This is a genomic window from Micromonospora sp. R77 (genome assembly GCF_022747945.1).
Lineage (GTDB): Bacteria > Actinomycetota > Actinomycetes > Mycobacteriales > Micromonosporaceae > Micromonospora.
Genome location: NZ_JALDST010000001.1, coordinates 787,635 through 800,153, shown reverse-complemented (window position 1 = coordinate 800,153; position 12,519 = coordinate 787,635). Strand labels below are relative to the sequence as shown.

The 12,519-nt window shown below is 73.2% G+C and carries 11 protein-coding genes; 5 read left to right on the top strand and 6 right to left on the bottom strand.

The features are described from left to right. Positions 1-115 precede the first annotated feature (115 nt). A complete protein-coding gene (locus MRQ36_RS03405; protein WP_242792687.1) occupies positions 116-982 on the bottom strand; it encodes a serine hydrolase in 867 nt (288 codons plus the stop codon). Between the two features lie 166 nt (positions 983-1,148). Further along, positions 1,149-3,017 (bottom strand): translational GTPase TypA, encoded by a 1,869-nt coding sequence (typA, locus tag MRQ36_RS03400; protein WP_242792678.1) that lies wholly within the window; start codon positions 3,015-3,017, stop codon positions 1,149-1,151. 452 nt (positions 3,018-3,469) lie between these two features. On the opposite strand from typA, the gene MRQ36_RS03395 reads away from it, so the two are divergent. Then, a complete protein-coding gene (locus tag MRQ36_RS03395; RefSeq protein ID WP_242792676.1) occupies positions 3,470-4,354 on the top strand; it encodes a lytic transglycosylase domain-containing protein in 885 nt (294 codons plus the stop codon). A 57-nt stretch (positions 4,355-4,411) separates the two neighbouring features. Here the strand turns inward: MRQ36_RS03395 and MRQ36_RS03390 are convergent, their stop codons facing one another. After that, positions 4,412-6,541, bottom strand: a complete 2,130-nt coding sequence (locus tag MRQ36_RS03390; RefSeq protein ID WP_242792674.1) for an efflux RND transporter permease subunit — start codon at positions 6,539-6,541, stop codon at positions 4,412-4,414. A gap of 175 nt (positions 6,542-6,716) precedes the next feature. Between MRQ36_RS03390 and MRQ36_RS03385 the strand changes: the two genes are divergently transcribed. Next, on the top strand, positions 6,717-7,232 hold the full coding sequence (locus MRQ36_RS03385) for a MarR family winged helix-turn-helix transcriptional regulator (RefSeq protein WP_242792672.1): 516 nt from the start codon (positions 6,717-6,719) through the stop codon (positions 7,230-7,232). Positions 7,233-7,525: 293 nt separating this feature from the next. After that, positions 7,526-8,386 carry a hypothetical protein gene (locus MRQ36_RS03380; protein ID WP_242792670.1) on the top strand — a complete coding sequence of 287 codons (861 nt, stop codon included), beginning with the start codon at positions 7,526-7,528 and terminating at the stop codon, positions 8,384-8,386. 202 nt (positions 8,387-8,588) lie between these two features. On the opposite strand, the gene MRQ36_RS03375 is transcribed toward MRQ36_RS03380, so the two are convergent. After that, on the bottom strand, positions 8,589-8,792 hold the full coding sequence (locus MRQ36_RS03375) for a cold-shock protein (protein ID WP_007072071.1): 204 nt from the start codon (positions 8,790-8,792) through the stop codon (positions 8,589-8,591). Between the two features lie 184 nt (positions 8,793-8,976). On the opposite strand from MRQ36_RS03375, the gene MRQ36_RS03370 reads away from it, so the two are divergent. Beyond that, a complete protein-coding gene (locus MRQ36_RS03370; RefSeq protein ID WP_242792668.1) occupies positions 8,977-9,651 on the top strand; it encodes a methyltransferase in 675 nt (224 codons plus the stop codon). An 85-nt stretch (positions 9,652-9,736) separates the two neighbouring features. On the opposite strand, the gene MRQ36_RS03365 is transcribed toward MRQ36_RS03370, so the two are convergent. Together MRQ36_RS03365 and MRQ36_RS03360 are read right to left on the bottom strand one after the other, a co-directional pair. Next, positions 9,737-10,390, bottom strand: a complete 654-nt coding sequence (locus MRQ36_RS03365; protein WP_242792659.1) for an MBL fold metallo-hydrolase — start codon at positions 10,388-10,390, stop codon at positions 9,737-9,739. A gap of 7 nt (positions 10,391-10,397) precedes the next feature. Beyond that, complete coding sequence (locus MRQ36_RS03360; RefSeq protein WP_242792657.1) at positions 10,398-11,114, bottom strand: maleylpyruvate isomerase family mycothiol-dependent enzyme; 717 nt, start codon at positions 11,112-11,114, stop codon at positions 10,398-10,400. 182 nt (positions 11,115-11,296) lie between these two features. Between MRQ36_RS03360 and rsgA the strand changes: the two genes are divergently transcribed. Beyond that, positions 11,297-12,349, top strand: coding sequence for a ribosome small subunit-dependent GTPase A (rsgA, locus tag MRQ36_RS03355; protein ID WP_242792655.1), 1,053 nt, complete (start codon positions 11,297-11,299; stop codon positions 12,347-12,349). The last annotated feature ends 170 nt before the right edge of the window (positions 12,350-12,519 follow it).

Below are 12,519 nucleotides of genomic sequence, written 5' to 3'. Positions count from 1 at the left end.
CCGCGCGCCGCCGTCGTCCTCCGGCTCACGGGCCGACGGCAGGACGATGGTATTTCTGAACCGGTTCAGTAGTCAACGGTGGTCGATGTCCCCGTCGTGCCGGCGGGAGGGTGGGTCAGGCCGTGAGGTCGTGGCGGGCGGCCCAGACCTGGGCCGAGATGTCGGCGATCAGCCGGCACGCGTCATCCTCCACCTGCTCACCGTCCGGCCCGCCGTCGGCCAGGTCGGTGGTGGTGCAGACGACGATCACGTACGGCGGCGCGTCGGGCGGGTAGACCACGCCGGCACCGTGCCGGACACCGCGTACCCAGCCGTTCTTGTGGGCGATCGGGGTGCCCTCGGGCAGCCCCGAGGCCAGGTCCTCCCGGTGCTCCTGGGCGAGCAGGACGTCCCGCATCGCGGCGCAACCGGCCGGCGAGGCCAGCGGGCCGGGCCGGTCGACCCCGCGGGCCAGGGCGTCGAGCAGGGCGGCCAGGTCGGCGGCGGTGACCAGGTTGGTGATGCCGGCCTCCCGGGCGGCGAAGTCCTCGATGCCCCGGCCGGTCACGCTGTGCCGGGCGCCGCCCAGCGCCCACGCCTGCGCCACGGCGGGTAGCCCGACCCGGCCGATGACGATGTTGGTGGCCAGGTTGCTGGAGCGAATGATCATCCGTTCGGCGAGCCAACGCAGCGGCGCGGTCCCGCCGACCCGTGCCCAGACCGCCTCGTCGTTGTCGTAGTGCCGGGCGCAGGTGAACTCGGGCGCGCCGGGCAGCGCCGAGTCGAACGCGTTGCGCACCGCGACCGGGGCGTCCAGGTCGAGGGTGCCGGCCTCGGCGGCCCGGTGCAGGGCCACCAGCACGGCGAGCTTCATGGTGCTCGCCGCGTAGTGGGTGGCGTCGGGCCGGCGGGTCCAGGTCGGTGCCGCGCCGAGCCGCGCCACGTACGCGGAGACGGTGCCCGGCACCCGGTCCAGGTGTGCGTCGAGATCAACCCAGCTCATGCGGCTGACCGTAGCCGATCGGGGCGCTGCCGGTCCGCCCCCGGGGCCGACGGGCCGGGCGTCGGGGCCCCGGCGGCCCCCCTTCGGGTCGACCGGCCGGCGGCCGGACACGCCGGAGCCCGGACCGCCGAGGCGTTCCGGGCTCCGGTACGGGCCGACGGTCGGGTCAGCCGGCGTGCTTGCGGCGGGCCGCCATCCGGCCGCGCTGGGTCTGGTCCAGCACCACCTTGCGGATGCGGACCGCGGTCGGGGTCACCTCGACGCACTCGTCCTCGCGGCAGAACTCGAGGGCCTGCTCCAGCGACAGCTTGCGCGGCGGGATCAGCTTCTCGGTCTCGTCCGAGGTCGAGGCCCGCATGTTGGTGAGCTTCTTCTCCTTGGTGATGTTGACGTCCATGTCGTCGGAGCGGGAGTTCTCCCCGACGATCATGCCCTCGTACACCTCGGTGGTGGGCTCGACGAAGAGCTGGCCGCGCTCCTGCAGGTTGATCATGGCGAACGGGGTGACCACACCGGACCGGTCGGCGACCAGCGAGCCGTTGTTCCGGGTCCGCAGCTCACCGAACCACGGCTCGTACGACTCGAAGACGTGGTGCAGGATGCCGGTGCCCCGGGTGTCGGTGAGGAACTCGGTCCGGAAGCCGATCAGGCCCCGGGCGGGCACCAGCCACTCCATCCGGATCCAGCCGGTGCCGTGGTTGACCAGCTGCTCCATCCGGCCCTTGCGGGTCGCGAGGAGCTGGGTGATCGCGCCCAGGTACTCCTCCGGGGCGTCGATGGTCAGCCGCTCGACCGGCTCGCAGGTCTTGCCGTCGATCTCCCGGGTGACCACCTGCGGCTTGCCGACGGTCAGCTCGTACGACTCGCGCCGCATCTGCTCGACCAGGATGGCCAGGGCCAGCTCGCCACGGCCCTGCACCTCCCAGGCGTCCGGCCGTTCGGTCGGCAGCACGCGCAGCGACACGTTGCCGATCAGCTCCTTGTCGAGCCGGTCCTTCACCATCCGGGCGGTGACCTTGGCGCCCTTGACCCGGCCGACCAGCGGCGAGGTGTTGGTGCCGATGGTCATCGAGATGGCCGGCTCGTCGACGGTGATCAGCGGCAGCGGGATCGGGTTCTCCGCGTCCGCCAGGGTCTCGCCGATCATGATCTCCGGGATGCCGGCGACCGCGATGATGTCGCCCGGGCCCGCCGAGTCGGCCGGCTTGCGCTCCAGCCCCTCGGTCATCAGCAGCTCCGAGATGCGGACCCGCTGGGTGCTGCCGTCGGTGCGGCACCAGGCGACGGTCTCACCCTTGCGGATGGTGCCCTGCCGGACCCGGCACAGCGCGAGCCGGCCGAGGAACGGCGACGCGTCGAGGTTGGTGACGTGCGCCTGCAGCGACGCGCCGTCCTCGTACGCGGGCGGCGGGATGGTGTCGAGCAGGGTGCGGAACAGCGGCTCCAGGGAGGTGCTGTCGTCCGGCACGGCGCCGTCGGCGGGCTGGGTCAGCGAGGCGATGCCGTCGCGGGCGCAGGCGTAGACGATCGGGAAGTCGATCTGCTCCTCGTCGGCGTCCAGGTCGAGGAAGAGCTCGTAGGTGTCGTCCACGACCTCCTTGATCCGGGCGTCCGGGCGGTCCACCTTGTTGATCACGAGGATGATCGGCATCCGGGCCTTGAGCGCCTTGCGCAGCACGAAGCGGGTCTGCGGCAGCGGGCCCTCACTGGCGTCGACCAGCAGCACCACGCCGTCGACCATGGTCAGGCCCCGCTCGACCTCGCCGCCGAAGTCGGCGTGGCCGGGGGTGTCGATGATGTTGATGGTGACCGGGTCGGACCCGTCCGCCGGCAGGTACCGCACGCCGGTGTTCTTGGCCAGGATGGTGATGCCCTTTTCCCGCTCGAGGTCCATCGAGTCCATGACCCGCTCGGTGGTCTCACCACGGGCGCCGTAGGCGCCGGCCTGCCGCAACATGGCGTCGACCAGGGTCGTCTTGCCGTGGTCGACGTGGGCGATGATGGCGACGTTGCGGAGGTCGGTGCGAAGCTGCATACCCTCCATACTCCTGTCTGCGGTTGCCGGGACACGGGCCGGGGTCACCCCCGGGCGCGCCCGGATCTCTGCGGAACTGCCGATGCCGACCGGTCCGGCGGCTGGGCGCGCCGGCCGGTGTCGTACCCGAACGGATGCCCGACCTTCAGGACGTGGCGGCAGGGCCCGCCGGGCGCCGGCCGAGCCACCCGGTCGCCGCGACGACCGTCGCGGTGCGACCCCGGTGCTCGTCGGTCTGGTGGAGCCGGGAGCGGCGACCCTGCTGCTGGTCGGCTTCCTAGCGTACGCGGGAACGCCGGGACGCGTCCCGGCGCTCCGGGTCGGCGGCGGTGGCCGTGACCGGCGACACATCTTTTCGGGCCGCCCGCCACCCCGGCGGCGCATCTCGACGGGGCATCCGGGCGCACCGGTTCTTGTTAGGGTCCGCTGACAGCCACGGGGGAGGGGCCGGAATGGGTGTGTTCACGAGACGGGTGGGTGTCGCGGTCGTCGCCGCCCTGCTGCTGGCCGGGGGGATCACCGGGTGCGGCGGCGAGGAGCGGACGCCCCGGGAGGTGGCCGCGCCGGTCGCGCCGCCCACCGAGGAGGCCGTCGCGGCGCCCGTCGACGAGCCGACCGAGGAACCGGCGGGGGTGGCGGCGATGGGTGCCGCGCCGAGCACGAAGCCCAGCGCCTCCGCCAGGCCGACGGCGAAGCCGAAGCCCCGGCCGAAGCCCAGCCGGACCTCGACGGCGCCGCTGACCACCCCGAAGGCGCCCACCGAGACCCGGGTGCCGCCGCCCCCGCCGAAGCCGGCGCCCAGTGGGTGCCAGCCGACCCACCGGGGCACCAAGGCGAGCCGCAGCCAGGTGAAGGCGGCGCTGGGCGACGCGGCGGCGAAGACGTACTGGCCGACCTCCGCGCCGGACATCGCGATCCCGCTGCCCCTGATGAAGGCGACCGCCTGGCAGGAGAGCGGCTGGCAGTCCGACATCGTCGCCTGCGACGGCGGGATCGGGCTGATGCAGGTGATGCCGGCCACCGCCGACTGGATGAACCAGCGCTTCGGCGAGTCGTACGACATCGACGACTACCGGGACAACGCCTACCTGGGCGCCAACTACCTGGCCTGGCTGACCAAGTACATCGGCGACATGTACTTCGAGTCCGACTACCGGCTGGACGCCTCGCTGTGCACCGCCGAGCTGAACTCCTGCCTGCTCAACGCGGTCATCTCCGCCTTCAACTACGGGCACGCCGCGGTGGCCCGGGAGGGCGAGCCGCTGGCGATCCCCAACCCGCAGTACGTGCGCAACGTGCGGGCGCTGATGACCGAGTGCGTCTGCCTGGACTACTGAACCGACCGGCGGGGCCGCAGCGGACGTACCGCTGCGGCCCCGCCGTCACGGTGCGGGTCAGTCGCGGGCGGCGACCGGCTCGGCGGGCGCCGTGGTCGGGTCGGCCGCCGGCTCCCGGTGGATCCGTCCCGGCCACCAGAACCGGTCGCCGAGCACGAACGCCAACGCCGGCACGAGCACCGTACGGACCAGCAGGGTGTCGAGCAGCACACCGATGCACACGATGATGCCGATCTGGGTCAGCGTGATCAGCGGCAGCACGCCGAGGACGGCGAAGACCGCCGCGAGCAGGATGCCGGCGCTGGTGATCACGCCGCCGGTGACCCGGAGGGCGGAGAGCATGCCGTCCCGGGTGCCGGTCCGCCGGGCGTCCTCGCGGGCCCGGGTGACCAGGAAGATGTTGTAGTCCACGCCGAGCGCCACCAGGAAGACGAAGGCGAGCAGCAGGACCCCGCTGTCCAGGGCCGGGAAGTCCAGCACGTGGTCGAAGAGGAGCCACGCCGCGCCGAGGCTGGCGAAGAACGACGCGATGACGGTGAGCACCAGCAGCAGCGGCGCGAGCAGGCCGCGCAGCAGCAGCACCAGCACCGCGCCCACGAGCAGCAGGATGATCGGCAGGATGAGCAGCTGGTCCCGACCGTTGGCCTCGTCGGTGTCGTAGGTGGCGGCGACGGTGCCGCCGACGACGGCACCGTCGAACCGGTCCACGCCGTCGACCGCCGGCGGGGCCGAACCGGGTACGGCCGCGACCGCGTCGCGCAGCGCCTCGACGGTCCGGTCGGAGGCGGGAGTGCCCGGCTCGGCGTTCAGCACGACGTCGACCTGGGCCACGGTGCTGCCCGCGTCACCGGGGCGGGCGGAGGCGACCCCCGGTACGGCCGCCGCGGCCTGGGTGACCGCCGCCACCGCCGACGGTGTGGTCAGCACGGCGACGGGTTGCGTGGTCCCGGCGGGGAACGCCCGGGCGAGGGTCTCCGCGCCGGCCACCGCCTCGGGCTTCACCCGGAACTGCTCGGTCTCGGACAGTCCGGTCCGGATGCCGAGGCTGCCGAGGGCCAGCCCGGCGAGCAGCAGCGTCGAGAGCACCGCGACGGGCACCGGGCGGCGCACCACGGCGGCGCCCAGCCGACTCCAGAGCCGGCCCTCGCGCACCTTGTCGCCGACCCGGGGCACGAACGGCCAGAACAGTCCGCGGCCGAAGATCACCAGGACGGCGGGGAGGACGAACAGCGCCGAGAGCATGGCGAACACGACGCCGGTGGCGCAGGCCACGGCGAGCGCCCGGTTGGTCTCCTGCTCGGAGAGCAGCAGGGTGAGCACACCGAGGACGACGGTGCCGCCGCTGGCGAGGATCGGCTCGGCGGTGCGGCGCAGGGCGGCCCGCATGGCCGCGAAGCGGTCCTGCTCGCGGTGCAGCTCCTCGCGGTATCGGGCGATCAGCAGCAGGGCGTAGTCGGTGGCGGCGCCGAAGACGAGGACGCTGGCGATGCCGGTGACGGCGCCGCCCTGGAGGTGGATGCCGACCGCCGGGACGATGGTGTCGACCGCGCGCAGGGTGAGTTGCTCGGTGGCCGCGACCACGACCAGCGGCACGATCCACAGGAACGGGCTGCGATAGGTGACCAGCAGCAGCAGCGCGACGACAGCGGCCGTGACCAGCAGGAGCGTGGTGTCGGCGCCCTCGAAGACCTTGGTGAGGTCGGCGGTGAACGCCGGTCCGCCGGTCACCTCGACGGTGAGGTCGTCGGGCAGTGCCTGGAGCGAACCGCGGAGCTGGTCGACGGTCTCCGCCACCTGCTCCTGGCCGCCGGCGGTGGACAGCGGCACGGCGACGAGTGCGACCGCGCCGTCCGGGGAGACCTGCGGAGGGCTGACCCGGCCGCCGGCCGCGAACCGGGCCAGCCCGGCCGAGGCGCCGGTGAGGGCGGCGCGGTCTGGTTCGGTGAGCGCAGCGCGGTCGTCGCGGCTGACCACCACGATGGCGGGCTGCACGTCGCTGGAGGGCAGCTCCCGCTGGAGCCGCTCGACCTGGGTCGACTGCCACTCGACGGAGAGCCCGGTGGACGACACCGGGGCCGGGTTGTCGGGCTTGGGGAGGCCGAACACGGCCGCGCCGATGGCGATCGCGGCGACCACGGTGAGCCACGCGGCCAGTCGGCCCCGGGCGACGCGGGTGAACAGAGACATCGGATGCCCTCACGGTGCTTCGACGGTGAAATCTCGATTGCCGAGAGTTTCGCTCATCAAGAGTAGCCTGGCAACTCGAAGGGCGAGCATCTTCATCGGCGAGATGGTCTGCGGCGCTCTATGCTGCTGACGGCCTGTCCGACAGGGGGATCGACGACACGTGGCAGCGCACGGCATGTATCGACGACGGGGCGACCGTCGGGGGCAGATGATCGCGGACATCGCCAACGACCTGCGGCGCTATTCCGTGGACGCGCAGCACGTCGGGCACGCCTTCGCCGGCCTGCACGGGCTCAACGGCACCGACCTGCACGCGCTGATCGCCGTGATGGACGCCGAGCTGGCCGGCGACCCGATCACCCCGGGCCGGCTCGGTGAGCAGCTCAACCTCTCGTCCGGCTCGGTCACCGCGCTGGTCGACCGGTTGGAGCGCGCCGGGCACATCCGGCGCGACCGGGACACCGCCGACCGGCGCAAGGTCTTCCTGCACTACGCCGACCAGGGTGCGGCCCTGGCGATGGAGTTCTTCCGCCCGCTCGGCACCCGGACCGACCGGGTGATGGCGCGCTTCAGCGACGAGGAGCTGGCAGTGGTCCACCGCTTCATGGCCGAGATCAGCACCTCGGTACGCGAGCACCGGGACGCGGTGCGGGCCGCCCGCCCGGAGCCACCCCGCCGCGCGGCGGACTGACCGACCCCGCCCGGACGGCCGTCTGGCCGAGCCCGAGCACGCGTGCTGTCACGCAGTGTTCATGTTCCGAGTGGATTGCGGCGGCCCGTACCACTCGTCCCGCTGTCGACGTGAAACCGGCCCACGGTTCCAGATGGTGCTTCTGAACTGGGAATACTTCGAAAGCCCAGATATCCTCGGGTCAACTGCTCGACGTCCTGCAGCGTTCTCACCCAGGCCACCGATCACCCTTGTCGCCTACAGGGAGTGACCGTCGTGCCCGGGTGCCGCTCCGATCCCGAATGGGAGATCCGATGACGCGGGCTCCTGCCAACCTGTTGGCCGTACGCAGTCTGCTGCTCACCTATCTCGACGTGGACCCGAACACCGAACGCGACCAGGACCTCGAACCCGGCGAGGTCGGCATCGTCGGCGACCCCTCCCACCGCGGTGGTTACCACTGTGGCTCCGACCGGGTGGTGGCCAACGACTACTCCGTGGTCGAGTCCATCCGGGACTCCAGCGGGTTGACCCTGGACGCCGCCGGACTGGACGTGGGGATGTTCGAGATCCGGGTCGACGGGGTGACCCACAACCTGTACACCTTCTCCAGCTGGTGCGTCGCGCAGTGCGTCGCGGACGCGGCCGACACCCGGGACATCAGATCGATCATCTACTCACCGGACGGCCGGACGGTCAAGCGGTGGGACCGGCTGGGCCGGCGGACCACCGGCGACGACACCCACCTGTGGCACACCCACTTCAGTTTCTTCCGCGACTCCATCAAGGCGGGCCGGGACCAGACCCCGCTGTTCCGCCGCTACCTGACCAGCATCGGCCTTCTGGAGGAAGACATGCCCACCGCCGACGAGATCGCCCAGGCCGTCTGGGCCCGCCTCTACAACGACTACGTGGTGAACGCGGCCGGCAGCCGCCCGCCGATCTCGACGGTGCACGCGCTGTTCAGCGCCCGGGCCGACGCGAACGCCGCGTTGGCGCAGGTGACGGCGCTGCGCGCCGAGGTGGCCGCGCTGGCCGGCAAGGACATGGTGGACGAGCAGGCGATCGTCGCCGGCATCCTGGCCACCCTCACGCCGCAGGCCATCGCGGCGGCGCTGCCACCGACCGTCGCCAAGCAGGTCGCCGACGAACTGGCCCGGCGTCTGGTCGCCTGAACCCTCGCCGGGGCGGGTACGGCCGCCGGGTCGGTCAGGTCGCCGCCGACGGTGTCGGCGTCGTTGACCGGCCGGCCGGCGGCGACCCCGCTCATCCTGCTGCTCGGCCCGCTGGGCCGGTGCCGTGAGCTGTGTCGCATCCGACCGGCCCGAGATGCGCTGCGGCGGCGGTCGGAAACCGACCGCCGCCACCGGCACGGAGCTACATCGGGCGGACGTTGTCCGCCTGCGGCCCCTTCTGCCCCTGGGTCACCTCGAACTCGACCTTCTGGCCTTCGTTGAGTTCCCGATAGCCGCTCGTCGCGATGGCCGAGTAGTGGACGAACACGTCCGGGCCTCCGCCGTCCTGCTCGATGAAGCCGAAGCCCTTTTCCGAGTTGAACCACTTGACAGTGCCGGTTGCCATGCAATCTCTCCCTGTTCAATGCGGGTGATCACCGGCCGTCGAGCCGATGATCGCCCATTACCTCCCCGACAGTAGTCCCCCGGACGCCGATTTGCTGCCGGAAGTGCCGTCGTAGTTCCATCGAATCCGTCGCCGGGCCGGGAAAGTCGCCCCCGCAGCGCCCGGACAGGGCATGCTGACCTCGATGAGAAGCCCCACGGCGCTGGCCGAACTGGAACGCGAGATCGCCGTGCCCGGCGCGGGACTGGACCGACTCCGGCTGACCGAGACGCCCTTCGTACCCGAGGTCCGGCTGCACCTGGCCGAGGACGCCATCGTGTGGTGGGCCCGGATGGAGGCGGACGCCGGCCGGAGCCTGCCGCCGCCGTTCTGGGCGTCGGCCTGGCCGGGCGGGCAGGCGCTCGCCCGCCACCTGCTCGACCATCCCGAGCTGGTCACCGGCCGCCGGGTGCTGGACCTCGCCGCCGGTTCCGGCCTGGTGGCGATCGCCGCCGCGCTCGCCGGCGCCGAGCGGGTCGTCGCCAACGACATCGACCCGTACGCGGTGGCCGCCGTCACGGTCAACGCCCGGGCCAACCGGGTCGCCCTCGACGTCACCGGGGACGACCTGCTCGACCGCCGCGTGCACGCCGATCTGCTGGTCGCCGGGGACGTGTTCTACAGCCCGGAGATGGCCGCGCGGGTGCTGCCGTTCCTGCAGCGGACCGCCGCCGACGGCGTCGAGGTGCTCGTCGGTGACCCCGGTCGTGGCCACCTGCCGGCCGGTCGGATGGAGGTGGTGGCCAGCTATCCGGTGCCCACCACCGAACCCTTCGTGGACTCGCCGGTGCGCCGGGTGCAGGTGCTGCGACCGCGCTGACCGCGTCGGCCCCGGGTCGACCCGGGCCTGCGGCAGGGCCTGCCGGCGGTGGCCGGTGCGGCGGGTGGCCGCACCGGCCGGCAGGTCACCAGCCGCGGGCGCGCCACTGCGGCAGCGACGGGCGCTCCGCGCCGAGCGTGCTGTCCCGGCCGTGACCGGGATAGAACCAGGTCTCGTCCGGCAGCTGGTCGAAGAGCTTGTGCTCCACGTCGTCGATGAGCTGGCCGAAGCGCTCCGGGTCCCGGTCGGTGTTGCCGACCCCACCGGGAAAGAGGCTGTCCCCGGTGAACAGGTGCGGGGAGCCGGCCGGGTCGCGGTAGAGCAGGGCGACGGAGCCCGGGGTGTGCCCCTTGATGTGGATGACCTCCAGGGCGCAGTCGCCGACCCGGACGGTGTCGCCCTCGGCGAGCGGCTCCGCCTCGATCGGCAGCCCGGCCGCGTCGTCGGCGTGCACCAGGGGACGGGCGCCGGTCTTGGCCACCACCTCCTCCAGCGCGACCCAGTGGTCCATGTGCTGGTGGGTGGTGACCACGGCCGCGAGGCCGCCGTCGCCGACCAGGTCCAGCAGCCGGGGCGCCTCGTTGGCGGCGTCGACGAGCACCTGCTCGCCGGTGTCCCGGCAGCGCAGCAGGTAGGCGTTGTTGTCCATCGGGCCCACCGACAGCTTGGTGATGGTGAGCCGGTCGAGTTCGCGTACGGCCGGCGCACCGCCGGGCGTGACGTCTCCGGTGTAGGTCATGCGTCCTCTATATCCACTCGGGAGGGGTCGGCAGGGTGCCGTCGGGGGTGACCGTGAGGGTGCTGCCCGGGCTGCGGCCGATCAGCCAGGCGGCCAGCTCGGCGGCCGGCCCGGTGACCGTGGGCGCGTCCGTCGGCTCGCCGACGAGCAGTTCGTGGGCACTGCCGTCGAAGCGCAGCACCATGGCCGGCGCGTCGGCGCGGTCGACCAGGCCGGCGGTCACCTCGTGCAGCAACCGCTGGGCGAACGCCTCCGGCCAGTCCGCCGGCCGGTAGCCGGCGGCCAGGTCCACGTGGTGCACCTCGACCTCGCGCAACCGGCCCCACACCAGGGACGCGGCCGGCCACGGGCCGCGCCGGGTCTCGACGGTGGCCGCCCAGGCCGCCACCGGCATCGCCGCCACCGCCTCGGTGAACCGCTCCGCGCTGCGGCGCAGGTCGTCGAGGAGGGCGGCGGGCGGTCGGGCGGCGCCCGCCTCGATGTCGGCGGCGCGGGCGGCGGGGCTGGCGTACATCGGGATCGGCTCGCCGGTCCGGGCCGAGGTCAGCAGGTTGACGAAGGCGTCGGCGTTGCGGGCGAGGTGGGTCAGCACGTGCCCCCGGGTCCAGCCCGGCAGCAGCGAGTCGGCGGCCACGTCCGCGGCGTCGAGTTCGTCCACGGCGTGCAGCAGGCGGTCGGTGGCGTCGTCCAGCTCGCCGGTCAGCAACAGGGGATCGCTGGTCACCCGTCGACCCTAGCGGTCGTACGCCCCGTGCGTCGCCGCGGAAATCGCTTTCGGCGCGTCGCGGGGCCACCTACCGTCGGCACACGACGAACGCGGCACCGGAAGCCGGAGTGGAGGTGGTGACATGCCGGTCCCAGCACGCGTGTTCCGCCAACTACCGCCTCGACACCGATGAGGATGCCATGACCATCGATCTGACCGCCCTCGGCTGGGACGCCGAATGGGCGGCCCACGTACGACGGCGCAGCGACCACCGCCCGGGCCGGGTGACCCGGGTCGACCGGGGGGTCTGCACCGTGCTCCGCGCGGACGGGCCGATCCGCGCCAGTCTCGGCGGGGGTGTGCTGGCCGCCGCCGCCCGCGACCTGACCGCGCTGCCCGCCGTCGGCGACTGGGTGCTGGTGGGCGCCTGGCCCGACAGCCGGGCGACCATCGAGTCGGTGCTGCCCCGGCGCACCGCGCTGGTCCGCCGCACCGCCGGCAAGGACGCCAGCGGGCAGGTCGTCGCCGCCAATCTGGACAGCGCCGCGGTCGTCGAGGCGGTGCACCCGGAGCCGGACGTCGCCCGGATCGAGCGGGCGCTCTCCCTGGTGCACGAGTCGGGGGCCCGACCGCTGATCGTGCTCACCAAGGCGGACCTGGCGGCCGACCCGGCTGCGATCGCCCGGCAGTTGGCGGCGGTGGCCCCGGGAGTGCCGGTGCTGCCGGTCAGCGCGGAACGCGGCACCGGGCTCGACGCGCTCCGGCCCGAGATCGTCGCCGGGCGCACGCTCGGCCTGCTGGGCCCGTCCGGCGCGGGCAAGTCGAGCCTGGTGAACGCCCTGGTGGGCACGCCGGTGATGCCGACTCAGGCGATCCGCCGGGTGGACGGCAAGGGCCGTCACACCACCACCTGGCGCTCGCTGGTCGCGGTGCCCGGCGGCGGCGCGGTGGTGGACACCCCGGGGGTGCGGGCGGTCGGTCTGCTGGACGGCGTCACCGGCCTGGACCGGGCGTTCGCCGACATCGCCGAGCTGGCCACCGGCTGCCGGTACGCCGACTGCGCGCACGACGGCGAGCCGGCCTGCGCGGTGCGGGCGGCGTTGGAGACCGGCGAGCTGCCGGTGCGCCGCTGGGAGAACTGGCGGCGGTTGCAGCGGGAGGTGGCCTTCGAGAGCCGCCGCCGCGAGGCCCGGCTCGGCACCGAACGGCGGGGCGGTTGGCGCGGCGGCCGGCGACGCGAGGCGCGTCCCTGAGCAGCGCGGCGAAGTGACCGGTCGGGCGGGGCGGGACGCGTCCCGCCCGACCGGGCTGAGCTGTGGGAATGCGCCGGCACGGGAAGTTGTCGTACCTCGGGGCTAGAGTTGCCGGGGCGTTCTCCCGGCATGCCCTGACCGCCTGGAGGCCGCTCGAAAACCGCCCGGAA